Annotated in this window: 30 protein-coding genes and 1 tRNA gene; 21 read left to right on the top strand and 10 right to left on the bottom strand. The window is 67.1% G+C overall.

Annotated elements, in window-relative coordinates:
* The first annotated feature begins 8 nt into the window (after window positions 1-8).
* The 7 genes from B3K53_RS05160 to B3K53_RS05130 all read left to right on the top strand — a co-directional run bounded on the left by B3K53_RS05160 (window position 9) and on the right by B3K53_RS05130 (window position 6,500).
* The gene (locus tag B3K53_RS05160; RefSeq protein ID WP_292083032.1) at window positions 9-599 is read left to right on the top strand and encodes a riboflavin synthase; all 591 of its coding nucleotides are present in this window, start codon (window positions 9-11) and stop codon (window positions 597-599) included.
* Window positions 596-1,732 (top strand): 3,4-dihydroxy-2-butanone-4-phosphate synthase, encoded by a 1,137-nt coding sequence (gene ribB, locus B3K53_RS05155; RefSeq protein ID WP_292083031.1) that lies wholly within the window; start codon window positions 596-598, stop codon window positions 1,730-1,732. Before B3K53_RS05160 ends, ribB begins: the two co-directional genes overlap by 4 nt.
* Complete coding sequence (gene ribH / locus B3K53_RS05150; protein ID WP_404618922.1) at window positions 1,726-2,190, top strand: 6,7-dimethyl-8-ribityllumazine synthase; 465 nt, start codon at window positions 1,726-1,728, stop codon at window positions 2,188-2,190. Before ribB ends, ribH begins: the two co-directional genes overlap by 7 nt.
* Before the next feature lie 41 nt (window positions 2,191-2,231).
* On the top strand, window positions 2,232-2,726 hold the full coding sequence (gene nusB / locus B3K53_RS05145; protein WP_292083372.1) for a transcription antitermination factor NusB: 495 nt from the start codon (window positions 2,232-2,234) through the stop codon (window positions 2,724-2,726).
* A complete protein-coding gene (gene thiL, locus B3K53_RS05140; protein ID WP_292083030.1) occupies window positions 2,713-3,702 on the top strand; it encodes a thiamine-phosphate kinase in 990 nt (329 codons plus the stop codon). Before nusB ends, thiL begins: the two co-directional genes overlap by 14 nt.
* A gap of 42 nt (window positions 3,703-3,744) precedes the next feature.
* Complete coding sequence (locus tag B3K53_RS05135) at window positions 3,745-4,170, top strand: hypothetical protein (protein WP_292083029.1); 426 nt, start codon at window positions 3,745-3,747, stop codon at window positions 4,168-4,170.
* 179 nt (window positions 4,171-4,349) lie between these two features.
* Window positions 4,350-6,500, top strand: coding sequence for a sodium-translocating pyrophosphatase (locus B3K53_RS05130; protein WP_292083028.1), 2,151 nt, complete (start codon window positions 4,350-4,352; stop codon window positions 6,498-6,500).
* A gap of 55 nt (window positions 6,501-6,555) precedes the next feature.
* Here B3K53_RS05130 and bamE read toward each other — a convergent pair whose 3' ends face one another.
* The gene (gene bamE, locus B3K53_RS05125) at window positions 6,556-7,035 is read right to left on the bottom strand and encodes an outer membrane protein assembly factor BamE domain-containing protein (protein ID WP_292083027.1); all 480 of its coding nucleotides are present in this window, start codon (window positions 7,033-7,035) and stop codon (window positions 6,556-6,558) included.
* Window positions 7,036-7,122: 87 nt separating this feature from the next.
* On the opposite strand from bamE, the gene B3K53_RS05120 reads away from it, so the two are divergent.
* From B3K53_RS05120 to B3K53_RS05090, 7 genes are all read left to right on the top strand, one after another.
* Window positions 7,123-7,650, top strand: a complete 528-nt coding sequence (locus tag B3K53_RS05120; protein ID WP_292083026.1) for a ubiquinol-cytochrome C chaperone family protein — start codon at window positions 7,123-7,125, stop codon at window positions 7,648-7,650.
* The gene (locus tag B3K53_RS05115; protein ID WP_292083025.1) at window positions 7,647-8,183 is read left to right on the top strand and encodes a YceD family protein; all 537 of its coding nucleotides are present in this window, start codon (window positions 7,647-7,649) and stop codon (window positions 8,181-8,183) included. The genes B3K53_RS05120 and B3K53_RS05115 overlap by 4 nt, the downstream gene beginning before the upstream one ends.
* 98 nt (window positions 8,184-8,281) lie before the next feature.
* Complete coding sequence (gene plsX / locus B3K53_RS05110) at window positions 8,282-9,355, top strand: phosphate acyltransferase PlsX (RefSeq protein WP_292083024.1); 1,074 nt, start codon at window positions 8,282-8,284, stop codon at window positions 9,353-9,355.
* Window positions 9,352-10,329 (top strand): beta-ketoacyl-ACP synthase III, encoded by a 978-nt coding sequence (locus B3K53_RS05105; protein ID WP_292083023.1) that lies wholly within the window; start codon window positions 9,352-9,354, stop codon window positions 10,327-10,329. Before plsX ends, B3K53_RS05105 begins: the two co-directional genes overlap by 4 nt.
* A gap of 72 nt (window positions 10,330-10,401) precedes the next feature.
* Window positions 10,402-10,710, top strand: coding sequence for an integration host factor subunit alpha (locus B3K53_RS05100; protein ID WP_207821967.1), 309 nt, complete (start codon window positions 10,402-10,404; stop codon window positions 10,708-10,710).
* Between the two features lie 6 nt (window positions 10,711-10,716).
* Window positions 10,717-11,133: a MerR family transcriptional regulator gene (locus B3K53_RS05095; protein WP_292083022.1), complete on the top strand. Its 417-nt coding sequence runs from the start codon at window positions 10,717-10,719 to the stop codon at window positions 11,131-11,133.
* Between the two features lie 71 nt (window positions 11,134-11,204).
* A tRNA-Pro gene (locus tag B3K53_RS05090) sits at window positions 11,205-11,281 on the top strand.
* 65 nt (window positions 11,282-11,346) lie between these two features.
* On the opposite strand, the gene B3K53_RS05085 is transcribed toward B3K53_RS05090, so the two are convergent.
* Window positions 11,347-11,553 carry a DUF2842 domain-containing protein gene (locus tag B3K53_RS05085; RefSeq protein ID WP_292083021.1) on the bottom strand — a complete coding sequence of 69 codons (207 nt, stop codon included), beginning with the start codon at window positions 11,551-11,553 and terminating at the stop codon, window positions 11,347-11,349.
* Window positions 11,553-11,807, bottom strand: coding sequence for a transglycosylase (locus tag B3K53_RS05080; RefSeq protein ID WP_292083020.1), 255 nt, complete (start codon window positions 11,805-11,807; stop codon window positions 11,553-11,555). The genes B3K53_RS05085 and B3K53_RS05080 overlap by 1 nt, the downstream gene beginning before the upstream one ends.
* A 131-nt stretch (window positions 11,808-11,938) precedes the next feature.
* On the opposite strand from B3K53_RS05080, the gene B3K53_RS05075 reads away from it, so the two are divergent.
* Window positions 11,939-13,006, top strand: coding sequence for a COX15/CtaA family protein (locus B3K53_RS05075; protein ID WP_292083019.1), 1,068 nt, complete (start codon window positions 11,939-11,941; stop codon window positions 13,004-13,006).
* Here B3K53_RS05075 and B3K53_RS05070 read toward each other — a convergent pair.
* The 4 genes from B3K53_RS05070 to B3K53_RS05055 form a co-directional block, all read right to left on the bottom strand.
* Window positions 12,975-14,384: an alkaline phosphatase PhoX gene (locus B3K53_RS05070; protein WP_292083018.1), complete on the bottom strand. Its 1,410-nt coding sequence runs from the start codon at window positions 14,382-14,384 to the stop codon at window positions 12,975-12,977. The genes B3K53_RS05075 and B3K53_RS05070 overlap by 32 nt on opposite strands.
* 113 nt (window positions 14,385-14,497) lie before the next feature.
* A complete protein-coding gene (gene cobS, locus B3K53_RS05065; RefSeq protein ID WP_292083017.1) occupies window positions 14,498-15,502 on the bottom strand; it encodes a cobaltochelatase subunit CobS in 1,005 nt (334 codons plus the stop codon).
* A 10-nt stretch (window positions 15,503-15,512) separates the two neighbouring features.
* The gene (locus tag B3K53_RS05060) at window positions 15,513-16,622 is read right to left on the bottom strand and encodes an FAD-dependent oxidoreductase (RefSeq protein ID WP_292083016.1); all 1,110 of its coding nucleotides are present in this window, start codon (window positions 16,620-16,622) and stop codon (window positions 15,513-15,515) included.
* A gap of 10 nt (window positions 16,623-16,632) precedes the next feature.
* Window positions 16,633-17,061, bottom strand: a complete 429-nt coding sequence (locus B3K53_RS05055; RefSeq protein WP_292083015.1) for an organic hydroperoxide resistance protein — start codon at window positions 17,059-17,061, stop codon at window positions 16,633-16,635.
* 137 nt (window positions 17,062-17,198) lie between these two features.
* Here B3K53_RS05055 and B3K53_RS05050 point away from each other — a divergent pair, with 137 nt between their 5' ends.
* A complete protein-coding gene (locus B3K53_RS05050; RefSeq protein ID WP_292083014.1) occupies window positions 17,199-17,456 on the top strand; it encodes a hypothetical protein in 258 nt (85 codons plus the stop codon).
* On the opposite strand, the gene B3K53_RS05045 is transcribed toward B3K53_RS05050, so the two are convergent.
* A complete protein-coding gene (locus B3K53_RS05045) occupies window positions 17,416-18,087 on the bottom strand; it encodes a J domain-containing protein (RefSeq protein ID WP_292083013.1) in 672 nt (223 codons plus the stop codon). The genes B3K53_RS05050 and B3K53_RS05045 overlap by 41 nt on opposite strands.
* A 45-nt stretch (window positions 18,088-18,132) precedes the next feature.
* Between B3K53_RS05045 and B3K53_RS05040 the strand changes: the two genes are divergently transcribed.
* The 5 genes from B3K53_RS05040 to B3K53_RS05020 all read left to right on the top strand — a co-directional run bounded on the left by B3K53_RS05040 (window position 18,133) and on the right by B3K53_RS05020 (window position 24,322).
* On the top strand, window positions 18,133-18,429 hold the full coding sequence (locus B3K53_RS05040) for a BolA family protein (RefSeq protein ID WP_292083012.1): 297 nt from the start codon (window positions 18,133-18,135) through the stop codon (window positions 18,427-18,429).
* A gap of 107 nt (window positions 18,430-18,536) precedes the next feature.
* On the top strand, window positions 18,537-20,351 hold the full coding sequence (locus B3K53_RS05035; RefSeq protein WP_292083011.1) for an ATP-binding protein: 1,815 nt from the start codon (window positions 18,537-18,539) through the stop codon (window positions 20,349-20,351).
* A 116-nt stretch (window positions 20,352-20,467) separates the two neighbouring features.
* Window positions 20,468-21,361 carry a mechanosensitive ion channel family protein gene (locus B3K53_RS05030; RefSeq protein ID WP_292083010.1) on the top strand — a complete coding sequence of 298 codons (894 nt, stop codon included), beginning with the start codon at window positions 20,468-20,470 and terminating at the stop codon, window positions 21,359-21,361.
* A 5-nt stretch (window positions 21,362-21,366) separates the two neighbouring features.
* Window positions 21,367-22,383 (top strand): threonine aldolase family protein, encoded by a 1,017-nt coding sequence (locus B3K53_RS05025; RefSeq protein ID WP_292083009.1) that lies wholly within the window; start codon window positions 21,367-21,369, stop codon window positions 22,381-22,383.
* A gap of 49 nt (window positions 22,384-22,432) precedes the next feature.
* Window positions 22,433-24,322 (top strand): ABCB family ABC transporter ATP-binding protein/permease, encoded by a 1,890-nt coding sequence (locus tag B3K53_RS05020; protein WP_409515768.1) that lies wholly within the window; start codon window positions 22,433-22,435, stop codon window positions 24,320-24,322.
* Here the strand turns inward: B3K53_RS05020 and B3K53_RS05015 are convergent.
* Window positions 24,307-24,789, bottom strand: a complete 483-nt coding sequence (locus tag B3K53_RS05015) for a chemotaxis protein CheE (RefSeq protein WP_292083008.1) — start codon at window positions 24,787-24,789, stop codon at window positions 24,307-24,309. The two genes, B3K53_RS05020 and B3K53_RS05015, sit on opposite strands and share 16 nt — an antisense overlap.
* Complete coding sequence (locus tag B3K53_RS05010) at window positions 24,786-25,361, bottom strand: response regulator (RefSeq protein ID WP_292083007.1); 576 nt, start codon at window positions 25,359-25,361, stop codon at window positions 24,786-24,788. The genes B3K53_RS05015 and B3K53_RS05010 overlap by 4 nt, the downstream gene beginning before the upstream one ends.
* Window positions 25,362-25,424 lie beyond the last annotated feature (63 nt).

Raw genomic sequence — 25,424 nt, 5'->3', positions numbered from 1 at the left:
GAGTTTCCATGTTCACCGGCATCGTCACCGACATCGGCCGCGTCCGCAGCGTCCGCCAAACCGACCGCGACCGTCGCTATGAGATCGAGACCGTGTGGGACACGGCCGGCATCGACCTCGGCGCCTCCATCAGCCACGCGGGCTGCTGCCTAACCGTGACCGAAAAGGGCGAAGGCTGGTTCGCGGTCGAGGTCTCGGGCGAGACCCTGTCCAAGACCAAACTCGGCGACTGGGCCGAGAACACCCGCGTCAATCTGGAGCGCGCAGCCAGGCTGGGCGACGAACTGGGCGGCCACATCGTCTCGGGTCATGTCGACGGTCTGGGCGAGGTGATCTCCATCACGCCCGAGGGCGGGTCGCATCGGATCGTGGTCGAGGCGCCGGCGCCTCTGCACCGATTTATCGCGCCGAAGGGCTCAATCACCGTCGATGGGGTTTCCCTGACCGTGAATGGGGTGCAAGAGCGCCGCTTCGACTTGAACATCATTCCGCATACGTGGGATGCGACCACGCTCGGCGGCCTCAAGGTCGGCGACAAGGTCAACCTGGAGATCGACATGCTGGCGCGCTACCTCGCGCGCTGGCAGGAGACCGCATGATGAAACTGGCCGTCCACAATACCGACAGCCCGATCAGCTCGATCGAGGACATTCTCGAGGACGCCCGCAACGGCCGCCCCTACATCCTGGTCGACGCCGAGGATCGCGAGAACGAGGGCGATATCGTCATTCCGGCCCAGTTCGCCACGCCGGACCAGATCAACTTCATGATCCGCCATGCGCGCGGCCTGGTCTGCCTAGCTGTGACAGGGGATCGCGCCCGGCAGTTGCGCCTGCCGCCGATGGCCGCGGACAATCGCGAGAGCATGAAAACCGCCTTCACCGTCTCGATCGAGGCCAAGGAAGGCGTGACGACCGGCATCTCCGCCGCCGACCGTTCGCACACCATTCAGGTCGCCACCGACCCGACGCGCGGTGTGGACGACATCGTCTCGCCCGGCCACATCTTCCCCCTGGTCGCGCGTGACGGCGGCGTTCTGGTCCGTGCGGGCCACACTGAAGCCGCTGTTGATATCAGCCGCATGGCTGGCCTGAACCCGTCCGGCGTGATCTGCGAGATCATCAAGGACGACGGCGAGATGGCGCGGATGCCCGACCTCATCGCCTTCGCCCAGCTGCATGGCCTGAAGATCGGCACCATCGCCGACCTGATCGCCTACCGCCGTCGTACCGAGCGCTTCGTCGAGCGCGTGCTGGAGACGCCGTTCGAGAGCGTCCACGGCGGGCCGTTCAAACTGATCCTGTACCGCAACACCATCGAGGGCGCCGAACACATCGCCCTGGTGCGCGGCGACATCGACCCGACCAAGCCGACCGTGGTGCGGATGCACCAGATCGACTTCGCCGCCGACCTGCTGGGCCATGTCGAGGCGCGTCAGGACTATATTCCGAAGGCGATGCAGGCCTTGACCGTCAATGACGGTCCTGGCGTCGTCGTCTTCCTGCGCGATCCCGGCCTGCACGGCCTGGCCGAGCGCCTCGGGGGCTCGACCAAGCCCGCCGCCGTGGATCGTTCGCTGAAAGCCTATGGCGTCGGCGCCCAGATTCTGCTCGACCTCGGCGTCAAAGACATGATCGTGATGAGCTCGACGCGGCCCAATCCAACGGCGCTTGAAGGCTACGGCCTGCGCATCGTGGGCTGGCGCGATATGGACGGAGAAGACCAATCCTGAACGACCCCACCCGCGTCCTGATCGTCGAGGCGCGCTACTACGACGATCTGGCTGACGCCCTTCTTGAAGGGGCCAAGGACGCCCTGCGCGCGCAAGGCGTTCAGTTCGACGTCGTCACTGTGCCCGGCGCCCTGGAGGTCCCGACCGCCATCGCCATGGCCGAGGAGGCCGGCCGCTTTCCGACCGCGCCCCGCTATGACGGCTATGTCGCGCTTGGCTGCGTCATTCGCGGCGAGACCTATCATTTCGAGATCGTCTCGGATCAGTCGGCCGCCGGCATCATGCATCTGGGCCTCAAGGGCCTGGCCATCGGCAACGGCATACTGACGACCGAGGACGAAGACCAGACCTGGGCGCGCGCCCGGATGAGCGAGGGCGACAAGGGCGGCGGCGCCGCTCGCGCCTGTCTGGACCTGATAGCGCTGCGCAAGCGCCTGCGCGGAGGACTGGCCTCGTGACCGAGCCGACCAACACCACCCCGGCCACCGTCGCCGAAGTCATGGCTCAACTGGCCGAGGCCGATAAGGCCCGCGCCGAGCCGCAACTGACGTCGCGTCAGCGCCGCGCCCGCACGGTTGCTCGTCTGGCCGCCGTTCAGGCCCTCTATCAGATGGAGCTGGCGGGCGAGGGCGTCGAAGTCGTCGTCAAGGAATTCCGCAATCATCGCTTCGACGCTGACATCGACGGCGCCCCCCTGGCCGAGGCCGACGAGGACTGGTTCTCGGACATCGTCCACGGCGTGGTCGAGGACCAGCGCGGTATCGACGAGGCGGTCAAGGCCCGTCTGGCGTCCAACTGGCGTCTGGAGCGGCTGGACGCCACGCTTCGCGCCCTGCTGCGCTGCGGCGCCTGGGAGCTGAAGTCCAAGCCCGACGTGCCGCGTGAAATCGTGATCGACGAGTATGTCGAGCTGGCCAAGGCCTTCTTCGACGACGCCGAAGCCAAGTTCGTGAACGCGGCGCTCGACGGCGTGGCGCGCGATGCCCGCGATTGACGTCGCAGGCGAATTCGAGACCATCCAGCGGTTACTGAAGCCGCTGGCGCACGCGGAATGGGCGAGGGGGCTGGCCGACGACGTCGCCGTGCTGCCCTCGCGTCCGGGGCATGATCTGATCCTGACCAAGGACGCCATTATCGAGGGCGTCCACTTCCTGCCCGACGACCCTCTGGACACGGTGGCGCAGAAGCTGCTGCGCGTGAACCTGTCTGATTTGGCGGCCAAGGGAGCTGAGCCCTTCGGCTATTTGCTGGCCTGCCACTGGTCCGAGCGCTGCGGCTGGCCCGAGCGCGAAGCCTTCGTCGCCGGGCTGCGGCGCGATCAGGCCATCTTCGACATCGCCCTGCTGGGCGGCGACACGGTCAAGACGCCGGGACCGGCCAGTTTTTCCGCCACCCTGATGGGCTGGGCGCCGTCGTCCTCGACGGTCAGCCGGGGCGGCGCGCGCCCGGGCGACCTGGTCTTCGTCACCGGCACGATCGGCGACGGTTGGCTGGGGCTGCAGGCGGCGCAAGGCGTCCTGTCGCTGGAGCCCGAGCGCATGGACGCGCTGGAGGCCGCCTACCGCACCCCCATGCCGCGTCTGGAGTTCGCCCCGGTCGTGCGCGGCCTGGCCACCGCCAGCGCCGACGTCTCTGACGGCCTGCTGGCTGACGCCGGCCACATCGCCGAGGCCAGCGGTGTGGGCGTCGAGCTGGATCTCGAAGTCCTGCCCCTGTCGGCGGCGGCTCAGGCCTGGTTGGACAGCCGTGTCGACCCGCAGGCCGCGTTGGAGTTGCTGGCCACCGGCGGCGACGATTATGAGATCATCCTGACCGTCCCCGCCGGCGCCGAGAACGCCCTGCGACGCGAGGCCGAGCGCCGCCACCTGCGCCTGACCCGCATGGGCCGCGTGGTCGAGGGCAAGGGCGTGGCCGTGCGCCATCTGGGTCAGGAGATCGTTCCGACCCGCACCGGCTGGACGCACGACTAGGGCCGCAACGGAATCCTAACCGGGGCAGGGCAAGGTGGCTTCATGCAACGTCGCGCCCTGATTCAGGCTGGAGCCCTTCTGACCGCCTCTGCGGTGGCTGGAACCGTACAGGCCAACGAGAAGGCCGAACCCGTCGCCGCCGTTCTGAACCTGCCCGGCATGGGCTTGCCGGTCATCACTGACGGGCGGGTGCGCAACTATGTCTTCATCGTGCTGAAGCTGCATCTGGGCGCGGGCCATACGGTCGAGGCGGTGCGCGCCAAGGAGGCCTATCTGCGCGACGCCCTGGTCCGCGCCGGGCACCGCACGCCCTTCGTCCTGCCCAACACCTGGGTGGCGCTGGACACGGCGGCCCTGAGCGCCAGTCTGATCCGCTCCGCCTCGACCCTGATCGGGCGCGGCGCCGTGACCCGCGTCGAGGTCGTCAGCCAGACGCCTCGGCGCCGCACGGGCATGCAGGGCGTCTGAAGCCGCCTCGGAAACCGCTGTTGCTTCACAGCGCTGCATTTGACACAGTTGAGCCGCAATTCCCGGGGGACGTGAGGTTGCGTCCGTAGGCGCACGGGGGGACCGGAAGGCGGTGAGAGGCGCAAAGCCCGCCCGCGCCAAGGATCCGTGTGCTCGTTGCACAAGGGCTTGGAAACGCCATGATGAACTATGTTTGGCTGGCCATCGCGGCCGGCGCGCTGGGGGTGCTCTACGGCGCTGTCCAGACCGCCGCCCTGATGAAGGCCGGCACCGGTAACGACCGGATGCGAGAGATCGCCGCGGCGATCCAGGAGGGGGCGTCGGCCTATCTGAAGCGTCAGTACACAACGATTGGTATGGTGGGGGTCGTGATCTTGGTCGCGGCCTTTTTGCTTATCGGGCCCTGGGCTGCGCTCGGGTTCCTGATCGGGGCGGTGCTGTCGGGCGCGGCCGGGTTCGCCGGGATGCTGATCTCCGTGCGGGCCAATGTGCGTACGGCGCAGGCGGCGTCCGAGAGCCTGTCGAAGGGGCTGGACCTGGCCTTCCGCTCGGGCGCCATCACCGGCATGTTCGTGGCGGGCGGCGCCCTTCTGGGCGTGTCGGGCTACTACGCCTTCATGACTCAGGGCATGGGCTTTGACAGCACCAGCCGCGCGGTCGTCGACGGCCTGGTGGCCCTGGGCTTCGGCGCCTCGCTGATCTCCATCTTCGCGCGACTGGGCGGCGGCATCTTCACCAAGGGCGCCGACGTGGGCGGCGACATGGTGGGCAAGGTCGAGGCCGGAATCCCCGAGGATGATCCCCGCAACGCCGCCACCATCGCCGACAACGTCGGCGACAACGTCGGCGACTGCGCCGGCATGGCCGCCGACCTGTTCGAGACCTATGCGGTCACGACCGTAGCGACCATGGTGCTGGCGGCCATCTTCTTCCGCAACCAGCCCTATGTCGAAGTGATGATGATGCTGCCGTTGGCGATCTGCGGCATCTGCATCGTGACCTCGATCATCGGCTCCTTCTTCGTCCGCCTGGGCAAGAGCGGCAACATCATGGGGGCCCTGTATCAGGGACTGATCGTGACCGGCGTGCTGTCCGTGCTCGCCGTCTGGTGGGTCATCAACTCCCTGGTGCCCGGCGCGGTCGAGACGTCTGGCGGCCTGCTGATCCAGCCGATGAACCTGTTCTGGTCCGGCGTCGTCGGCTTGCTGGTCACGGCGGCTATCGTGGTCGTCACCGAATTCTACACCGGCACGGGCTTCCGTCCGGTCAAGTCGGTGGCCAACGCCTCGGTCTCGGGCCACGGCACCAATGTTATCCAGGGTCTGGCCGTCTCGCTGGAATCCACGGCCCTGCCGGCCCTGACCATCATTGTCGGCATCGTCGCGGCCTTCCAGCTGGCCGGTCTGTTCGGCATCGCCATCGCCACCACGACCATGCTGGGCGTGGCGGGCATGATCGTGGCCCTGGACGCCTTTGGTCCGGTCACCGACAACGCGGGCGGCATCGCCGAGATGGCGGGCCTGCCGTCGGAGGTTCGCGTCTCGACCGACGCCCTGGACGCCGTGGGCAACACTACCAAGGCCGTGACCAAGGGTTACGCCATCGGTTCGGCGGGTCTGGGCGCTCTGGTGCTGTTCGCCGCCTATGTGGAGGACCTGAAGCACTTCTCGGCCGAAGCGGCGCCGGGCAGCTTCTTCCACGGCATGGGGGCGGTCGCTTTTGACCTGTCCAACCCCTACGTCGTCGTGGGTCTGCTGTTCGGCGGGCTGCTGCCCTTCCTGTTCGGCGGCATGTCGATGACGGCGGTGGGCCGCGCCGCTGAGGCGGTCGTGGCCGAGGTGCGTCGTCAGTTCCGGGAAAACCCTGGCATCATGACCTTCCAGACCAAGCCGGAATACGGCCGGGCGGTGGACATCCTGACCGGGGCGGCCATCCGCGAGATGATCGTGCCGAGCTTGCTGCCGGTGTTGTCGCCGATCATCCTGTTCGTCGTGGTGCTGTTCATCCAGCCGGACAAGGCCAACGCCTTCGCCGCCCTGGGGGCCATGCTGATGGGGGTGATCGTGACCGGCCTGTTCGTGGCCATCTCGATGACCTCAGGCGGCGGCGCCTGGGACAACGCCAAGAAGCTGATCGAGGAAGGCTTCACCGACAAGAACGGCGTGGTCCACGGCAAAGGCTCGGAAGCGCACAAGGCCGCCGTTACCGGCGACACCGTGGGCGACCCCTATAAGGACACCTCCGGTCCGGCCGTGAACCCGATGATCAAGATCACCAACATCGTGGCCCTGCTGCTGCTGGCGGTGCTGGCGAGCGGGAAGATCGTCTGATGAAAAAGGCCCCGGGGATCGCTCCTCGGGGCCCGATTTCTTTCGGCCGGAAAGTCTAGTCCGGACGGCGCTGGCCGGGGACGTTGTCCTCGGTGCGCGGCAGCTGGCCGCGGCCGACGTTGCCCAGCAGCTGTTCCAGGATCGTCAGCTGACGACCGCGTGTCGGCGTCTCGCGGCGCTCCATGGCGATCTGGCGACCGTCTTCAAGGCTGAGCGTGCGGACGGAGGCGACCTTGTCGTCGGCCTTGTTGAACGTGATCTCGGTCACCGTGCGCTGCGACACCTGCGGCTTGTTGTAGGTGTAACGCTCGGTCATCTGGGTCATGTAGTACCAGACGGTGTCGGGCTCGAAGGTCGAGGTGGTCGAGGGCGAGCCGAGGCGCGCCAAGACGGTTTCCTTGGTGTCGGTGCCGGCCACGACATCCTGGGGCTTGGCGTCGATCGCCTGGAAGCCCTGGGTGGCGACGACGGGCGCGCAGGCGCCCGCGGCTGCGGCCAGCGCGACGGCGGCGAAGATCGGAGTAATTCGGGGCATCAGCGTCCGCCTCAGCATAACAAGGTCTTTGACCTAACCGGCGCTGCGTCCTAGTGCAACGGCGCGGCGAAAAAGGGGCTGTTGCTCATGCTTAGAAATCTCTTCCGACAACGGCCCGACGAGCGTCAGGGCGACGCCCTGTACGCCTTGGCGGTCGAACAGGCGCGCCAACCGGCCTTTTACACGTCGCTGGGCGTCGCCGACCGGATCGACGCCCGATTCGAACTCTACACCCTGCACGTGCTGATTCTGTTCCTGCGCCTCAAGCAGGACGGCGAGCGCGGCGAGGTAGCGGCCCAAAGGCTGTTCGACACCTACATCTCGTCGCTGGACCATACGCTGCGCGAACTGGGGGTAGGCGACGTCTCCGTCGGCAAGAAGATGCGCAAGCTGGGCGAGTCCCTGTACGGCCGCATGGGCGCCTACGAAGGCCCGCTGCGCGCCGAGGATGTCGACGCCCTCGCGGCGTCGCTGGCCAAGAACGTCTATGAAAGCGCCGAGGCCGGGACCGGAAACGCCCTGGCGCGTTACGCCGTGACGTCGCGTCAGAACCTTGCGACCCAGTCTTTCGAAGCCGTGTCCAAGGCTCCGGCCTGGGCGGAGATCACCGCATGAACGACCTTCCCCTTCTGCCCTACAGCGAGCCGCTGAGGCTGCACCAGATCGGGGCGGGCGTGCAGCGGCGCCTGACGCCGGACGCCGAGGCCATGAAGCGCATCGCCCGCGCTCTGGATCTTCAGGCGCTGGACGCCTTCGAGGCGGACATCAACCTGGTCCCGACGGTGTCGGGCTGGCGTCTGGACGGGCGGGTGACCGCTGACGCCGTCCAGACCTGCGGCCTGACCCTGGAACCCTTGCCGGTTCACGTCGATCGCAAGTTCTCGGTGCAGATGGTCGAGGCGACCGAGCGCGATGAGGCCGACAACGAGGGCGAAATCGATCTGGAACTGGACGACGATTCGCCTGATCAGATCGAAGGCGGCAGTCTGGATCTGGGGCAATATGTCGTTGAACAGTTGGCGCTGAGCCTTGATCCCTTCCCGCGCAAGCCCGGGGCGGTGTTCGAACAGCCCAGGGAACCCGGTGAAATCTCGCCCTTCGCAGTGCTGAAATCCCTGCAATCCAAGGACGATTCCGGCGAAGGTTGACCTTGCGTCGGGCTGGTAGCATCCCAAGGGTGCGACATTTGCGTACTGCATCCCTATATGAAGCGCCGCGACAAGACGGCGACGGAGTCCATTTCCACTTGGCATCCCCAACACTGATCTCGCTTGACGCCATGGGGGGAGACCACGGTCCCTCGGTCGTGGTCGGCGGCGTGAAGGACTATCTCTCGCGGCATAATGGCGAGGACGTGCGTTTCCTGCTGCATGGCGACGAGGCGTCGATTCGCGCCGAGATGGCGCGGTACGGCCTGACCGACTCTGTCTGCGACGTGCGCCATACCGACAAGGTCGTCGCCATGGACGAGAAGCCGGCCCAGGCTATGCGCCGCGGCAAGGGTTCCAGCCTGTGGAACGCCATTGAGGCGGTGAAGACGGGCGAGGCTGGCGCTGCCGTCTCCGCCGGCAACACCGGCGCCCTGATGGCCATCTCCAAGCTGATTCTCCGCATGGCGGCGCCGGGGCTGGAACGTCCCGCCATCGTCGCCAGTTGGCCGACGACGCGCGGCTATACCGCCGTGCTGGACGTCGGCGCCAATATCGGCAGCGACGCCAAGCAACTGATCGAGTTCGCCATCATGGGCGAGGCCTTCCAGTCGGCGGTGCACGGCGTGGCCAAGCCGACCGTCGGTCTGCTGAACGTCGGCTCCGAGGACATGAAGGGCCACGACGAGGTGCGCGAGGCCCACGCCATCCTGCGCGAGGGCGGCATTCCGCTGAACTATCACGGCTTCGTCGAGGGCGACGACATCGCCAAGGGCACGGTGGACGTGATCGTCACCGACGGCTTCACCGGCAACATCGCGCTCAAGACCGCCGAAGGCACTGCGCGCTTCATCTCGGGCCTGCTCAGAGAGGCGCTGACCTCGGGTCCGATCGCCAAGCTGGGCGCTCTGATCGCGATGCCGGCCTTGAAGCGAATGGCGGCCAAGATCGACCCCAACGCCATCAACGGCGGGCCTCTTCTGGGGCTGAATGGAATCGTCGTGAAAAGCCACGGCGGCGCCACGCCGCAGGGCTATGGCAACGCCATCCGCATCGCCGTCGATCTGGCGCGCAGCGACTATATGACCAAGGTCGGGGCCAACCTGGGACGGCTCGCCGCCCTGGGACAAGCCGCGTCGACCTCCGAAACCCTCGGGGAGACCCAACAGTGAGCGTCATCCGCAGCGCCGTGACCGGCGTCGGCTCCTTCCTGCCGGAGAAGGTCGTCACCAACGCCGACCTGGCCAAGTTCGTCGACACCTCCGATGATTGGATCGTCGAGCGCACCGGCATCCACCAGCGTCATCAGGCCCGCGACGACGAGCCGACCAGCGATCTGGCGGTCGAGGCCGCGCGCCGCGCCCTGGCCGACGCGGGCAAGACGGCGGCTGACGTCGATCTGATCATCGTCGCCACCACGACGCCGGATCAAACCTTCCCCGCCACGGCCGCCATCGTGCAGGCCAAGCTGGGCGCGCCGGTCGGCATCGCCTTCGACGTTCAGGCCGTCTGCTCGGGCTTTGTCTACGCCATGAGCGTCGCCGACGGATTCGTCGCGCGCGGCATGGCCAAGTGCGCCCTCGTCATCGGCGCCGAGGAAATGACCAAGCTGATGGACTGGTCCGACCGGACCACCTGCGTCCTGTTCGGCGACGGCGCCGGCGCCTTCGTGCTGGAACCGCGCGAAGGGCAGGGGACCAAGGCGGATCAGGGCGTGCTGGGCTTCGCCCTGCGCTGCGACGGCTCCAAGTCGGACATGCTCTACGTCGATGGCGGTCCGGCCACGACCGGAACGGTCGGCCATCTGAAGATGCTCGGCAATCAGGTCTTCCGCCACGCCGTGGTGAACATCGCCGAAGCCATCGTCGGCGCAACCGAGGCGGCGGGTGTCGCAATCCCAGAGATCGACTGGTTCGTGCCGCACCAGGCCAACCAGCGCATCATTCGCGGCGTCGGCGAGCGCCTGGGTCTGGATGAGAACAAGGTCGTCTCCACCGTGGCCCTGCATGCCAACACCTCGGCGGCCTCCATCCCGCTGGCCATGGATGCGGCCATCAAGGACGGGCGCATCAAGCGTGGCGATCTCGTGGTGATCGAGGCCATGGGCGGCGGCCTGACCTGGGGGGCCTGCGCCTTCCGTCTCTAGAATTGCATTCAGGGCTTTGATTCGGGGCGACTTTGCCCTTCTATGCGTGCGGATTGACAGCGGAGAGACGCAGTGACGGGACAAGACACCCTGACCCGGGCGGATTTGTGCGAGGCGGTGCATGACGAGGTGGGGCTTTCCCGCCAGGAATGCTCCGGTCTGGTCGAGCGCACGCTCGAACTGGTGGTCGAATCGCTGGAACGCGGCGAGACGGTGAAGCTGTCAGGATTCGGCGTCTTTCAGGTGCGCGAGAAGCGCGCCCGCATGGGCCGCAACCCCAAGACCGGCGAACCGGCTGCGATCAACCCCCGTCGGGTTATCAGCTTCCGCGCCTCTCAGATCATGAAGAGCCGGGTCCACGACGCGGTCGTCGAGGACTAAGCGACTGTGGCCAAAAGCCCGAACGCCTTTCGCACCATCTCCGAGGCCGCTGACGAAGTCGGCGCGCCCCAGCACGTCCTGCGTTTCTGGGAGACGAAGTTCGACTTCATCGCCCCGGTCAAACGCGCGGGCGGACGGCGCTTCTATCGCCCCGAGGACGTCACGGTCCTGAAGGGCGTGCGTCGGCTGCTGCATGACGAGGGGCTGACCATTCGCGGCGTCCAGCGTCTGCACAAGGAGCAGGGCCTGGCGCGCCTGTCGGCCTACGGCGATCCGGCGACGGTGCTGGAGATCGACGCCGACGTGGAGCGTGAACCCGTCGCTTCCGTCGCAGCCGCACCGTTCGAGGCCGCTCGCCTGGGCGCGATTCTGGCCGACCTGGAGTCGGCGAAGGCGCGTCTGGAGGCGGTTCTGCGCCGCTGAGGCGAACTTGTTGTTCAAAGAGCGTTTTAGCGTTTGCGGACTGCGGAATCGCCGTCTATACGGAGCGCCTTCGGAGCGTGGCGCAGCCTGGTAGCGCACTTGACTGGGGGTCAAGGGGTCGCAGGTTCGAATCCTGTCGCTCCGACCATTTCCTTAGGGAAATCGGTTGGTTAAAGGGGTCGCTCTCGAGCGGCCCCTTTTGCAATTCCGGGCCTATTTTGCGCCCGGTTCACGCTCGGCCCAGCGCAGCATCGGGATCAGCGGCACGCCCCAGCCGATGCCGGCGACCGTGAAGAAGATCAGGTCCAGCCACCAGATGTCGGGCAGGAGGTCGTTGATCGTCACCGCGCCCCAGACCCAGAAGGCCAGGAACAGGACGACGCCGATCGTGGCCACGAATCGACGCGCGCGCGGCGGCATCAGCGTTTGCTCCGGAACAGGAAGAAGGCGACCAGGCAGATCACGGCGGCGACCATCGACCAGACGACCCAGATCCAGTCGCCCAACGTCGCCAAGGCAAAGACGCGCATGGCCAGGAAGGCGCCGCTGCCCGCGCCGACGGCGGCGACCAGAATGGTCCCGCCCAGGCCGCGACGACCAGTCAGCAGGTCGGCGATCCAGGCCAGAACCAAAGCGCCGACGACGGCGATGGCGATATCCGCATATGGCGCCACGGGCGCTCCTTCAGGTTGGTGCGACGCCTTGGCGTCGAAAGCGACTCGATCTTGCCGCGCTTGAGGGGCATACCGCCCCGGTCGCCCGGTGGGTTTGGCGACAGTGTATCGGGGCGAACGGCAGGCGTCGAATGAACCGTTTTGTAAATCAGGATCGCAGCCGCGCGGTGGCGCTGTGGCTGTTCTTCAGCGCGGCCATGGTTTTCGCCATGGTGGTGATCGGGGGCGTCACGCGCCTGACGGGCTCGGGCCTGTCGATCACTGAGTGGAAGCCCATCATGGGGGCCATACCGCCGCTGAACGACGCCCAATGGGCCGAGGCCTTCGACAAGTACAAGGCGATCCCGCAGTACGCCCAGGTCAACGCCGGGATGAGCATGGGCGAGTTCCAGGGCATCTTCTGGTGGGAGTGGCTGCACCGTCTGGTCGGGCGTCTGATCGGCGTGGTCTTCGCGGTTCCCTTCCTGATCTTCCTGCTGCTGCGGCGGATGCCGAAGCGGCTGATCGTGCGCTGCCTGGTCCTGCTGGGCCTGGGCGGGCTTCAGGGTCTGATCGGCTGGTGGATGGTGTCCAGCGGCCTGTCGGAACGGGTCGACGTGGCGCCCGAGCGGCTGGCGACCCACCTGGGCCTGGCCTTCCTGATCTTCGCCGGCCTGATCTGGACCGGGCTGGAAGCCTGGTCGGGGTCTGACCATTCGCGCTCGCCGCGGGGCTGGACCTGGGGCGCGGCCCTGCTGCTGGTCGGGGTCTTCCTTCAGTGCCTGCTGGGCGGGCTGGTGGCCGGGGCCAAGGCCGGTTTCGTCTTCACCGACTGGCCGATGATGAACGGCGCGGTCTTCCCGCCGGTGGAGTGGGGCATGGGCGGTCTCGCCTTCCTGCATGATCACGGCCTGGTGCAGTTCAATCACCGCCTTGGGGCCTATATCCTGCTGGCTGCAGGCACGGCCTATGCGATCCACGCCTGGCGCTGGCGGTTGGCCGAAGGCCTGGGACTGTCAGCCTTTGTTATGGCGGGCTTGCTGTGGCTTCAGGCGGCGCTGGGCGTCGTCACCCTGATGCATGCCGTGCCGATCACCCTGGGCGCGCTGCACCAGGCAGTGGCGGCCCTGGTGCTGGGCGCGGCGACGGTCAACCTGTGGCTGGTTCGCCGCTCGCGCCCGCGCCTGTTCATGAGCGGACCGCGTTCCACGGTCCTCTGATCGCGAAGGTCAGGCCGGGGTACATGATGTTCACGAACAGGACGCTGCCGTCCGGCGAGAACACGGCCCCGGCGAACTCCGAGTTCCCGGTGAAGACGTTGCGGGCGATGGTGTAGAGGCGGCCGTCGGGCGTCACGCCCTTGATGTGGTTGCGCACCTCGTCGGAATAGTTGTCCTCGCAGACGATCAGGTGGCCCCAGGGCGCGATGCACAGGTTGTCGCCCATGTTCATGGTGCGCAGGTCGGTGCTTTCGACGAACAGCTGAATGCGGCCCGGCGTGCGGGCTTCGTCGGCGCCACCTTCGTCGGGCGAGGGGACGTAGCGCATGATCTGGCCGCGGCGCAGCGGACCGCCGGAGGTGGCGGTCAGATAGAGCTCGTTTTCCCCCCAGAAGATCCCTTCGCCGCGCGCCACCTTCACCGCGCCCGCCGCATGGCCGCGTTTGCGCAGGTCGCCGGCGGGGTCCTCGACGTCGTCCATGTCGATCCATTCGACCTCGCGCCAATCGTTGACGGACCAGACGCGGGCGTCGTGGTTGGAGCTGTCGGCGCTTGCCTGCCCCTTGAAGGCCATGGCCTGCAGGCGACCGCCGCGCGCCAGCTGACCCGGAACGGTCGGGATGAAGCGATAGAACAGGCCGTCGCCCTGGTCTTCGGTCAAATAGGCGATGCCGGTGCGAGGATCGATGCAGACGGCCTCGTGGTCGAAGCGGCCCATGGCCTTCAGCGGCACGGGATCGACCAGACCGGTCGCATCGGCGGGAACCTCGAATACCCAGCCGTGGGTCTTGGCCACGTCGGCGTCGGCGGGGGTCTCGACCGTCTCCTCGCAGGTCAGCCAGCTGCCCCACGGCGTATGGCCGCCGCAGCAGTTGGTCGAGGTGCCGGCCAGGGACAGATGTTGGCGCACCGTCTGACGGGTCTCGAGGTCGTAGATCAGGGTCGTGGTGCCGCCGGGCAGGGGGCGACCGTCCTTGTAGGTGTCGTAGGCTTTCGAGGCGTCCAGCAGGCCGAGGCGCTCATGATGGAAGCCGCCGGGGCCCATGTTGCGGTGGAGCGCCTTGGAGCCTTTCAGCTCGTGGTTGCGTACCAGGGCCACCTTGGTCGGCGTCAGGGCGAAACAGCCCATGCCGTCGGGCTGGCCGGGGACAAGCAGGCCATCGTCCATCGTCTCGCCGCTCTGGGAGATGACCTGATAGGAAAAGCCCTCGGGCAGATCGAGCAGGCCGTTCGGGTCGGCCTTCAGCGGCCCATAGCCCTCTACCTGATTGACGTAGGTCTCTTCGCCCGCGGATTGGGCGTGGACGTTGCGCGCGAAGCCGGCGAAGGCGAAGGCCGCAGCCCCGGTCGAGATCAGTTGGCGGCGCTGCAGGCGCATAAGACGACTCCGATAGGTTCGAAGCCGCTTAGAGCGGGCGCAGACGACAACGCCGTCAAGCTAATGTGACGGTTACGCGGCTGTGGCGTTCCGTCGCCGGAGCAAAGGCCGGATCAGCCGATTTTCACCCGCGTGGCGGCTTCCGGCAGGTCCTCGCCGAAGGCGCGCTGGTAGAACTCGGCGATGGTGGGGCGTTCCAGCTCGTCGCACTTGTTCAGGAAGGTCAGGCGGAAGCTGAGGGCCAGGTCGCCGCCGAAGATGATGGCGTTCTGGGCCCAGGTGATGACCGTACGCGGCGACATGACTGTGGAGATGTCGCCGTTCATGAAGGCGTTTCGGGTCATGTCGGCGACGCGGACCATGGCGGCGATGCGGCGTTTGCCCTCGGCGTCGTTCCACTCGGGGATCTTGGCGGCGACGATCTCGGCTTCGACGTCGTGGTCGAGGTAGTTCAGCGTCGTGACGATGTTCCAGCGGTCCATCTGACCCTGGTTGATCTGCTGGGTGCCATGATACAGGCCCGAGGTGTCGCCCAGACCGATGGTGTTGGTGGTCGAGAACAGGCGGAACCAGCGGTTCGGACGGATGACGCGGTTCTGGTCAAGCAGGGTCAGGCGGCCCTGGGCCTCCAGCACGCGCTGGATCACGAACATGACGTCGGGACGGCCCGCGTCGTATTCGTCGAAGACCAGGGCGACCGGGCGTTGCAGCGACCAGGGCAGGATGCCTTCGCGAAACTCGGTGATCTGCTTGCCGTCCTTCAGGACGATGGCGTCCTTGCCGACCAGGTCGATGCGGCTGATGTGGCTGTCCAGGTTCACGCGGACCAGGGGCCAGTTCAGGCGTGCAGCGACCTGTTCGATGTGGGTCGACTTGCCGGTGCCGTGATAGCCCTGAACCATGACGCGGCGGTCGAAGGCGAAGCCGGCGCAGATGGCGAGCGTCGTCTGCGGATCGAAACGATAGCTCTCGTCGATCTCGGGCACATGACTGTCGCGCGTGTCGAAGGCGGGCACGACCATGTCGGAATCGACGCCGAACGCCTCCCTGACCGTCACCTTGCGGTGCGGCTCCAGCGTGACCAGGGGATCGGGCGAGGCGTCGAGGGGGGAGGTCATGTCAGAGCGATTAGCGCAGCACGACCGGGTGGTCGAGACCCAGACCGATGCGCGCGACGCGTTCGATCAGGAAGGGCAGGCGGGTGACGACGGGAATGGCCGCGCGACGGGCCAGATCGGCCCCGGCGCCGGTGTTGCGCACGAAGCTGGTCAGGGCGCGGACGCGGCGCACCACGGCCTTGTCCACCGGGCGGCGCAGGCGATCATAGTCCTCGATTCGCTCCGGATCGCCGCTGAGGAAGTCGGCGGCGCAGTCGGCGAATACAAAGGCGTCCTCTATGCCCAGGTTCATGCCGCGCGCGCCTATGGGCGAATGGATATGGGCGGCGTCTCCGCCCAGGGCGACGCGACCCACGCTCATGGCCGAGGCCATGCGGTGCGAGATATGGAAGTCCGAGCGCCACAGAACGGCGCCGGCGCGCCAGCCCTCGGGCAGGTTGTCCAGCAGGGGCGGACCAAAGCCGATCAGGCGGAATCGCGTGCCCGAATAGGGCAGGCAGACGAAGACGGCGTCGTCGCGAAAGTCGATCCAGGCCTCGTCCGGCGGCGGGCCCACCAGATTGACGTCGATCAACTGCCACGGCTCGGCCCAGGCGTCGCCGGGGAAGCCGAGGTTCAGCGCCTTTCGCACGGTGGAATGGGCGCCGTCGGCGGCGAACAGCAGGGGTGTCCGCACGCGCTCGCCGGACGACAGCGCAGCGGTGACTGTTTCGGCGTCTTGCGTCAGGCCGGTCAGGCCCAGACCGCGTTCGACCGGGACGCCGCGCGCGGCCAGGGCCTCGGTCAGCAGGGCTTCGGTGCGGGCCTGGGGCAGGATGGCGAGAGGAAAGCGAGCGCCGATGTCGATCTCGTCCAGATGGACGACGGCCAGGGTCTGGCCGTGTCGATGGATGTGCAGTCGGGCGGCGGTTCCAGCCTCGGCCAGGATGCGGGCGGTGACGCCGGTCGGTTCCAGCAGGTCGAGGGTGCGGGGATTGACGCCGAGCGCCTTGGAGGTGGCGGTCGGTGTTGTCGCCTCGTCGATCAGGCGCACGGCCACGCCGCGCCGCGACAGGAAGAGGGCCGCCGCCAGTCCCGTGGGACCGGCGCCGACGATCAGAACCTGGGGCGCGGCGCTCATGGCCGCTGGCTCAGCCGGCGCTCAGGGCCACGTCGACGTTGCCGCGCGTGGCGTTGGAATAGGGGCAGACCTGATGCGCCTTGTGGATAAGGTCGTCGATCACCGCCTGATCCAGGCCGTGGTCGGTGACATGCAGGGTCACGTCCAGATTGAAGCCTTCGCCGCGGGTGTTCTTGCCGAAGCCGACGCCGGCGGCGACCTTCGTGTCCGGGCCGACCGGCGTTCCGGCCTTGCCCGCGACCAGACGCAGGGCGCCGAGGTAGCAGGCGGCGTAGCCCGTGGCGAAAAGCTGCTCGGGATTGGTGCCGTCGCCGCCCTTGCCGCCCATTTCGGTCGGGACGGACAGGCGCACGTCGATCTTGCCGTCGTCGGTGGCGGAGCGGCCCTCGTCGCGGCCGCCTCCCGATGCAGTGGCGTGGGAGCGATACAAGACTTCCATGAGGCGACTCCTTTGGCGTTCCAAGGACTCGCATATGGGCGTCAGTCGTTCAGAAACAACGGTTCTGTGATTCGTGTAATCCACAAGGGGATGTTAACAATTTGTCCATCACTTCCGTCGGGGAAGGGGCAAGGCAGATGCACGCGCAGTTCTTTTGCTACGTCTATGACGCGCCTGAAGGCACGCCACACATGTTCGCGCTGGATGCAGACAGTTGGCCGGAGGCGGTCAGCGAAACCCGGCGCATGATGCTGGACGAGGCAGGCGGCGCTTTCGCGGAAATCTGGGACGGGGCCGGGGAGAAGGTCACGCGGATCGACGGGCCGGCCCGGTCGGGCGGGCTGCTGAGAAGCCTCAGGCGTGACCGGCCTTCTTCAAGGTTTTCCAGGCCTTGATGACGTTCTGAAGCTTGGCCTCGGCCCCGCGATCGCCGCCGTTGGTGTCCGGGTGGAAGCGTTTCAGCAGTTCATGATAGCGGGCCTTGATGGCCGCCTTGTCCGCACCGGGCTTCAGGTCGAGAGCGGTCAGGGCCGCAAGCTCGATCTTGCCGATGCGATGGACCTCGGCCGCCGCCGGACCGGCCTGTTCATGGGTGCGGCGCCCGAAGAGGCCGAAGCTGTCGCGCCATGACCCGGCGCCTTCAGTATTGGCGGTGCCCATCTTGGCGGCGAAGGCGGCGGCTTCGCGCGTGTTCTTGCCGGCCTTCATCTCCCAGGTCGGGCGGCCGCCGGTCATGGCCTCGTTTTCCTGGGCGGCGCGGATCTCGCCCTCGCTCATGCCCGCGTAGAAGTTCCAGCCCTTGTTGTACTGGCCCGCATGGGCCTGACAGAAGTCATAGAAGTCGGCCAACTGGTCGCGCGACTTCGGCGCCTTCGCCGTCGCGGGGCGGCTGCAGTCCGGCCACTGGCACGCCTTTTCGCCCGGCTTCAGGTGCAGGACGTCGGCTTCGGCCTGCTCTTCCTCAGGCTTGGGCGGCTTCACGCGGATATCGGTGAAGCGAGGCTTGTATTCAAATGACGCGGACATCGACCCAAGTGTAAGCTGGAATTGGACAGCTTCAAGGAACGACCGATGTCAGACGGCCCCGTGGCGGCACTTATCCGCGAAAAACTGACGGCGGCCTTCGCTCCGCACAGGATCGAGCTGGAGGACGACAGCTGGAAGCACGCCGGCCATCATCATGAAGGTGGCATGGACGCCAGGGACGGCGGCGAGAGTCATTTTCAGCTGACCATCGTGGCTGACGCCTTTGAAGGACAGGGGCGCCTAGCGCGCCAGCGTGCGATCAACGCCGTGCTGAAGGAGGAATTGGCGGGGCCGGTTCATGCCCTGGCTGTGCGCGCCCTGACGTTGAGCGAGGCCGGCTGACGGCGCGCCCGTATCAATTTGGTACGTAGGAAAACGTATTCATCTCGTCTTAGAACCTTCACCCTAGCGTCCGCTCCGTACTGATTTGCAAAGGCGGGGGCTAGCGAATGGTAGGTTCTGACGGGATCAAGGGGTTGGACGGGCAGGCGCCCGGCGAAGCCGCACAGGCGCTGACCGCGATCCTGCAGACCCATTATCTGCGCTATCTGATCATCGTAAGCTGGGCGGTCGGCGTCATCGCCACCGTCGGCCTGGCCCCCGGACTGACCTGGTTCGCCGCGACGCTGGCCGCCGGCGCCTTGCGCGGCGAAGTGGAGAAGCGCGTCAGCCAAAGGGTCGGCGCGGGCTGGGGCATGGTTTTCCCCGCCGTGGCCACGGCGACGACGGCGGTGTGGGCCGTCGCTCCCTTGATGGCCTGGTTCTCCCAGTCGCCGTTCGGGCGTGAACTGGCGATCGCCCTGCTGGTGTCGGGCTATGTCCTGGTTTTCGCGCAGCTTCGGAGCTCGCCGCGACAGGCCATCATGATTTCCTCGCCTTATGGCGGGGCGGCGGCGATCATCGCCATGAGCCTGTTTGGAGGCCCTCTGTTCTGGCCGTTCCTGGCCTTGATCCCGTTCACGGCGGCCAGCCTGTTTGTTCTGGTCACCATGACCATGCTGCGTGAAGACCGTATTCGCGCCTTCCAGGAGCATCAGGCCCATCTGATCGAGGAACTGGAAGCGGCGAGAGACAAGGCGGACGCCGCGAACGAAGCCAAGTCCAGCTTCCTCGGCGTCATTTCGCACGAACTGCGCACCCCCATGAACGGGGTGCTGGGCGCCGCGCAGTTGCTGAGCGCAACTCGGCTGGAAGGCACGCAGCGCGAGTATCTGTCGATCATCCGCAACTCGGGCGACAATCTGCTGAGCCTGCTGAACGACATCCTGGACATGACCAAGATCGAGGCCGGCAAGATGAGCTTCGACGTGGTCGATGTTCAGATGGACGACCTGCATCGTCGCGTCATCGGGCCGTTCGAGGCCCAGGCCGAAGCCAAGGGGCTGGCGCTGGTCTCGGTCTTCGAGGGAGAAATTCCGTCGGTGGTTCGGGGGGACCCTCTGCGGGTCTGCCAGGTCGTGCAGAACCTGTTGTCGAACGCCGTCAAGTTCACAGATCAGGGTGAAATTCGTTACACGATCCGGGGGCGCCGCATCTCGGATCGCCGCGTCGGCTTTGAGTTCTCGGTCGCCGACAGCGGATCGGGCATTTCGCGCGAGGACCTGGAACGGCTGTTTCAGCCCTTCACCCAGGTCGACAACTCCTCCACGCGTAAATTTGGCGGCACCGGTCTGGGCCTGACGATCGCCCGGCGGATGGCTCAGATCATGGGTGGCGACATCACGGTGTCGTCTCGTCTTGGCGAGGGCTCGACCTTCACCCTGTCCATCGAGGGCGAGGTGGTCGAATGGAGCCGCGCCGAGGCGGTCGAGGTCATCGACGCCGACATCGACGGCGGTGATCATCTGGACGTGCTGGTGGTCGAGGATCACCCGGTCAACCGCATGATTCTGGAGGCCTGGATGGGCTCCGCCGGACACCGGACCAGCACGGCCGAGAACGGCCAGCTGGCGGTGGATCTGGCCAAGAGCCAGCGCTTCGACCTGATCATCATGGACGTGAACATGCCGGTCATGGACGGGCTGAGCGCGACGCGCCTTATTCGCGAAGGTCGAGGCGTCAATGTCGACACGCCTATCGTCGTCCTGTCGGCTTCTGCTCGGATCGAGGATCACGAGGCGGGTCTGGCCGCGGGCGCGGACGCCTATCTGAACAAGCCAATTGATTTCCGCAGCCTGGCCGGGTTGATGGCCCAGGTGCCGGGCGGGCGGGCGGCGCTGCGTCAGGCCGGCGATGCGGTTGAGGGAACGGCGGTCGCCGCCTGAACCATCGTCTCACGGGCCGCCATGGATGCGCGTGAGATTTTTTGCATCGCAATCTTTCGCGCAAAGCCTGACGTGCAGGGCTTCCATTCGCCGGGGCAGGCGCTAGACCCAAGGTCATGTCTTTCCTGCACGAAACCCTGACGCAGACGGTAGCCGCCGGCGAAAAGCGGCTGACGGTCGACGCCGCAATCGTGGCCAAGCTGGCCGACATGGCCGGCGATCTGGCGATCAACCTGACGATCGCCGCGTTGATCTTCGCCGTGACCCTGTTCGTCGCCCGTTGGACGTCCGGGGTGACGCGGAGGGTGCTGGGGCGGATGCGGGCGTTCCGGCACGACCAGACGGTGCTGAGCTTTGCGGCCCAGGTCGTGCGTGTGGTGGTCATCATCATCGGTTTGATCGCCGTGCTGCAGCGTCTGGGCGTGCAGACGACCTCCATCATCGCGGTTCTGGGCGCGGCCTCTCTGGCGGTGGGTCTGGCCCTTCAGGGCACGCTGTCGAACGTCGCGGCGGGGGTCATGCTGCTTGTGCTGCGGCCTTACCGCGTGGGCGAGGTGATCGACGTGGGCGGCGCCTCGGGCACGGTGCAGAAGCTGGACCTGTTCACGACCCAGTTGTCGAACGCCAATAACCACAAGATCGTCATTCCCAACTCCAAGGTTCTGAGCGACGTCATCATCAATCTGACGGGGCAGCGGACGCGGCGCATCGAGATCAAGTTCACCGTCGGCTATGGCGAGAACCTGAAGGACGCCTGTGCGCTTCTGGCCGGGGTGGCCGAGGGCCATGCGGCGGTTCTGGATGATCCGGCGCCCTGGACCGGTGTGACGGCCCTGTTGGACAGCTCGGTGCAGATCACGCTGCATGCCTGGGTCAAGGTCGCCGACTGGTGGCAGACCCAGTCGGACCTGCTGCAGGCGGGCAAGGAGGCGCTGGACGCCGCCGGGATCGAGATCCCATACCCGCATCAGGTCGAAATTCCGTTCCGCGATCCTGCTGAGAAGGACTGAGTTCCGTGCGTTACGATTTCGGATCAGACAACACCGCGGGCATGGCGCCGGACGCCCTTAACGCTCTGGTTTCAGCCAATGGCGGCTTTGCGCGGGCCTATGGCGCGGACGATGTCACGGCGCGCGCCGCCGACCAGATCCGTCAGCGGCTGGACGCCGACGCCGAGGTGCGCTTCGTCTTCAGCGGCACGGCGGCCAACGCCATCGCCGTCTCCATGCTGGCCCAGCCCTATGAGGCGGTGCTGACGCATCATGCGGCCCATATCTGCACGGACGAGACGGGGGCGCCCGGCTTCTTCGGTCACGGCGTCGGCCTGATCGGCCTGCCGGGCTACTCGGGCAAGATCGACGGGCTGGCCCTGCGCGCGGCGCTGGAGGAACCGGTGGTCGGCCATCGCCAGCCGGCGGCGGCGCTCAGCGTCACCCAGGCGACCGAATACGGCGCGGTCTATTCCGAGGAGGAGCTGCGCCACCTGATCGAGCCGGCGAAACAGGCCGGGCTGGGTGTGCACATGGACGGGGCGAGGCTGGCCAACGCCGTCGCGGCTGGATTCGACCTGAAGGACATTCCGCGTCTGGGCGTGGACGTCCTGGTGTTCGGCGGGGCCAAGGCGGGCGCGAACTGCGCCGAGGCCCTGGTCATCTTCAACAAGAGCCTGACGCGACGGATCGACAACCGGTTGAAGCAGGCCGGGCAGACGGCCTCCAAGGGGCGGTTCCTGTCGGCGCCGATCCTGGGGCTTCTGGAATCGGGGGCGTGGGAGACCGGGGCGGCGCACGCCAATCTGATGGCTCAGCGACTGGCCGATCGGATCGAGGAGCGTTCGGCCTTCGTCCTGGCCCACCCGGTCGAGTCCAACGCCGTCTTCGTGCGGATGCCCGAGGAGGCCCATCAGAGACTGAACGCTCTGGGTTGGGCCTGTTACCAGTTCGACGACGGGTCGGTGCGGTTCGTCTGTTCCTGGGCGACAACCGAGGGCGCGGTGGACGAACTGCTTGAAGCCATCGCGAGCCTGAACTGAATGTCGCTTTCGCTCCGGCAAGGCGCGGCCCATATGCTGGAGCATGGCAATGCGCGGTGAACGATCCGGCCGACGGGGCGATTCCACGGTCAAGGCGATGGCCGCCGGACAGGCCGAGGTGAAGCAGGAAGCGCCGCCGACCCTGCAGGCCCTCGGCGATCTGCTGCGCGTGGTCGGTCGTTCCGGTGCGCCGCAACTGCATCTGCGCGTCACCGGCGCCATTGGCCTGACGCTGGCGGGCAAGGCGCTGGGCGTGGCGGCGCCGCTAATACTGGGCGCGGCGGTCAATCATCTGGCGGCGGGGCAGAGTGCGGCGGCGGCCGTGGGCTGGGGTTTCGCCGCCTTCGCCGTGGGCTGGGCCCTGGTACGTTTCCTGTCGGCGGCGACGCCGCAGCTGTCGGACGTGGTGTTCGCGCCGGTGCGGGCGGCGGCGCAGCGCAAGACGGCGGCCGAGACCTTCGCCCACGCCCTGAGCCTGTCGCTGGACTTCCATCAGACCAAGCGGTCGGGCGCCCTGTCACGCACTATGGATCGCGGCTCGCGGGCCGTGGACTTCCTGCTGCGGATCCTGGTGTTCAACCTGGGGCCCACGGTGGTCGAGCTGGTGCTGGCGGCGGCGGTGCTGAGCGGCAAGTACGACTGGCGTTTCGGCGCGGTGGCGATCGGGGTAGTGGCCGTCTATGCCGTCGCGACCTTTGCCATGGCCAACTGGCGGCTGGAGCACCGGCGCGCCATGAACGCCGCCGACAGCGAGGCGGCGGGCCTCTCGGTCGACGCCCTGCTGAACTATGAGACGGTCAAGTCGTTCGGGGCCGAAGGCCGCGCGGCCGAGGCCTACGACCGGTCGCTGTCGACCTATGTGGATGCGGCGCTGAAGGCCAACACCTCGCTGGCGACGCTGAACCTGGTCCAGGGCCTGATCATGAATGTCGGCCTGGGCATCATGGCCGTTATGGCCGGGTTCGAGGCGGCGGCGGGTCGGATGGGGCCGGGCGACGTGACGGCGGCGGTGCTGATCATGATCTCGCTGTATGCGCCGCTGAACATCCTGGGCTTCGCCTATCGGGAAATCCGCCAGTCCTTCATCGACATGGAGGAGATGCTGAAGGTGACGCGTCAGGCGCCGCAGGTGGCCGACGCGCCCGACGCGGCCGCCCTGCTGCGGCCCGCCAGCGGCTGCGGGGCCGAGGTCGTCTTCGACCATGTCGGCTTCCGTCACGATGCGCGCGCGGCGGGGCTGGACGACGTCAGCTTCGTTGTCCCGGCGGGGACGACCACCGCCCTGGTGGGGCCGTCGGGGGCGGGTAAGTCGACGATCGTCAAGCTGGCCCTGCGCCTGCTGGACCCGCAGGAAGGCCGCGTGCTGATCGACGGCCATGATGCGCGATCGGTGACGCAGGCGTCGCTGCGCGCGGCGGTGGCCCTGGTGCCGCAGGACGTGGCCCTGTTCAACGACAGCATCCGCGCCAACATCGCCTTCGCCCGACCTGACGCCGACGATGGGGCCATCTGGGCGGCGGCCGAGGCGGCGGAGCTGGCCGATTTCATCCGCAACCTGCCCGAAGGCATGGAGACGCGGGTGGGCGAGCGAGGACTGAAGCTGTCAGGCGGCGAGCGCCAGCGCGTGGGCATCGCCCGCGCCCTGCTGGCCGATCCCTGCATCCTGATCCTGGACGAGGCGACCAGCGCCCTGGACAGCCGCACGGAGGCTGCGATTCAGAAAACGCTGCGCAAGGCGCGGGCGGGTCGGACGACCCTGGTGGTGGCGCACCGCCTGTCGACCGTGGCCGACGCCGAGCAGATTCTGGTGCTGAAGGCCGGGCGGATCGTCGAGCGCGGGGCCCATCACGAATTGGTGGCGCGACAGGGCGGAGAATACGCCAGCCTGTGGCGCAAGCAGACGCGCGGCGCGAAGAGCCAGATTCAGTCGGCGGACTGACCGCCCGGGACCTTGGCCTTCAGCACGTCCTTGAGGCTGGCCAGCACCTGGGTGCGGGCCTCGGCGGCCTCGGCCGGCAGGGTCAGCAACAGGCGCAGGGCCTGGGCGTGGACGGTGACGATGCGCCAGTCGAAGGGCTTGTCCTCGGGAGCGGCGTCGATCAGGTCGCACAGGTTGGCGGCGGCGGCGCACAGGTCCTTGAGCTCGAAAGGACCGGCGGCGTCAATCACGGCGCTGGAATGGTCGTAGGCCCGATCAAGAAGGCGGTTGGACTCCTCGAGCGTGGCGGCGGGCTGAAGCGCGGCCAGCGCTGAGACCTGCTCTTCGATCACCGCGCGGCTGCGGTCCGCCATCTCGGCCAGGTTGGCCTTGGCCTGGGCCAGGGCGACGCCGGCGCTGACCCCGCCCGGCTGGTCGATCAGGGTCGAGAGGCGCGAACGACGGCGATTGTGCGTGATGACGGTCATAGTTCGATCGACGCTCTGCGTTGGGCTTCGAATTCGGCCTTGCGGATTTCCTCGGAACGGCGCTCGGGCCCCTCCCAAGGTACGGAGTGGAAGCGACGATCAGGCCCGAAATAGTCGCCGACTTCAAGGAAGGGGCGGGCGTCGCGGGCGACCCAGACGATGCGCTCCAGCAGGACCCCGGCGCTGAACGGCTTGGTGATCAGGAAGTTGGCGCCGCAGTCGCGGGCCTCGCTGACCTTGGAGCGGCGCACGTGGGCGGCGGTCATGATGACGGGGGCGAAGGCGTTGGGTTCCAACCCCGAACGGCGCAGCCAGCGCACGAACTCATAGCCGCTCATGCCCGGCATCTCGCAGTCGACCAGGATCAGATCGACCGGGCGGTCGCGCAGGACGGCGATGGCTTGGGCGGCGCTGCTGCAGGCATGACGCACCTTGATGCCGAAACCGAGCAGGGCCTGGGCCGTCAGTTCCAGGGCGAAGGGCGAATCGTCGATGACCATGGTCACCGCGCCCGTGAAGTTGAACACCGCGCTCTCGCGCAGGGATTCGCCGACCCCGTTCATGCCGCGCATGACGAGGCCCCAAGGTTCAGGAGGGGCGAGAAACCGATTCGCATGGCGTCAGCTTCGGCGGCG

Source organism: Brevundimonas sp. UBA7506 (genome assembly GCF_002479495.1).
GTDB lineage: Bacteria > Pseudomonadota > Alphaproteobacteria > Caulobacterales > Caulobacteraceae > Brevundimonas.
Note: the sequence above shows the minus strand (reverse complement) of the source record. Positions and strands in the feature narration are given on the sequence as shown.

Excerpts from the sequence above, each read along its gene's own strand:
- bamE (WP_292083027.1), bottom strand. The coding sequence starts at position 7,035 with ATGCCCCGAATTACTCCGATCTTCGCCGCCGTCGCGCTGGCCGCAGCC.
- B3K53_RS05010 (WP_292083007.1), bottom strand. The coding sequence starts at position 25,361 with ATGCGCGGCATGAACGGGGTCGGCGAATCCCTGCGCGAGAGCGCGGTG.
- B3K53_RS05060 (WP_292083016.1), bottom strand. The coding sequence starts at position 16,622 with ATGAGCGCCGCGCCCCAGGTTCTGATCGTCGGCGCCGGTCCCACGGGA.
- B3K53_RS05030 (WP_292083010.1), top strand. The coding sequence starts at position 20,468 with ATGTCTTTCCTGCACGAAACCCTGACGCAGACGGTAGCCGCCGGCGAA.
- B3K53_RS05015 (WP_292083008.1), bottom strand. The coding sequence starts at position 24,789 with ATGACCGTCATCACGCACAATCGCCGTCGTTCGCGCCTCTCGACCCTG.
- B3K53_RS05130 (WP_292083028.1), top strand. The coding sequence starts at position 4,350 with ATGATGAACTATGTTTGGCTGGCCATCGCGGCCGGCGCGCTGGGGGTG.
- B3K53_RS05045 (WP_292083013.1), bottom strand. The coding sequence starts at position 18,087 with ATGTCCGCGTCATTTGAATACAAGCCTCGCTTCACCGATATCCGCGTG.
- B3K53_RS05050 (WP_292083014.1), top strand. The coding sequence starts at position 17,199 with ATGCACGCGCAGTTCTTTTGCTACGTCTATGACGCGCCTGAAGGCACG.
- B3K53_RS05040 (WP_292083012.1), top strand. The coding sequence starts at position 18,133 with ATGTCAGACGGCCCCGTGGCGGCACTTATCCGCGAAAAACTGACGGCG.
- B3K53_RS05035 (WP_292083011.1), top strand. The coding sequence starts at position 18,537 with ATGGTAGGTTCTGACGGGATCAAGGGGTTGGACGGGCAGGCGCCCGGC.
- thiL (WP_292083030.1), top strand. The coding sequence starts at position 2,713 with ATGCCCGCGATTGACGTCGCAGGCGAATTCGAGACCATCCAGCGGTTA.
- B3K53_RS05020 (WP_409515768.1), top strand. The coding sequence starts at position 22,433 with ATGCGCGGTGAACGATCCGGCCGACGGGGCGATTCCACGGTCAAGGCG.
- B3K53_RS05160 (WP_292083032.1), top strand. The coding sequence starts at position 9 with ATGTTCACCGGCATCGTCACCGACATCGGCCGCGTCCGCAGCGTCCGC.
- ribB (WP_292083031.1), top strand. The coding sequence starts at position 596 with ATGATGAAACTGGCCGTCCACAATACCGACAGCCCGATCAGCTCGATC.
- B3K53_RS05055 (WP_292083015.1), bottom strand. The coding sequence starts at position 17,061 with ATGGAAGTCTTGTATCGCTCCCACGCCACTGCATCGGGAGGCGGCCGC.
- B3K53_RS05135 (WP_292083029.1), top strand. The coding sequence starts at position 3,745 with ATGCAACGTCGCGCCCTGATTCAGGCTGGAGCCCTTCTGACCGCCTCT.
- B3K53_RS05120 (WP_292083026.1), top strand. The coding sequence starts at position 7,123 with ATGCTTAGAAATCTCTTCCGACAACGGCCCGACGAGCGTCAGGGCGAC.
- B3K53_RS05115 (WP_292083025.1), top strand. The coding sequence starts at position 7,647 with ATGAACGACCTTCCCCTTCTGCCCTACAGCGAGCCGCTGAGGCTGCAC.
- B3K53_RS05085 (WP_292083021.1), bottom strand. The coding sequence starts at position 11,553 with ATGCCGCCGCGCGCGCGTCGATTCGTGGCCACGATCGGCGTCGTCCTG.
- cobS (WP_292083017.1), bottom strand. The coding sequence starts at position 15,502 with ATGACCTCCCCCCTCGACGCCTCGCCCGATCCCCTGGTCACGCTGGAG.
- nusB (WP_292083372.1), top strand. The coding sequence starts at position 2,232 with ATGGCTCAACTGGCCGAGGCCGATAAGGCCCGCGCCGAGCCGCAACTG.
- B3K53_RS05070 (WP_292083018.1), bottom strand. The coding sequence starts at position 14,384 with ATGCGCCTGCAGCGCCGCCAACTGATCTCGACCGGGGCTGCGGCCTTC.
- B3K53_RS05075 (WP_292083019.1), top strand. The coding sequence starts at position 11,939 with ATGAACCGTTTTGTAAATCAGGATCGCAGCCGCGCGGTGGCGCTGTGG.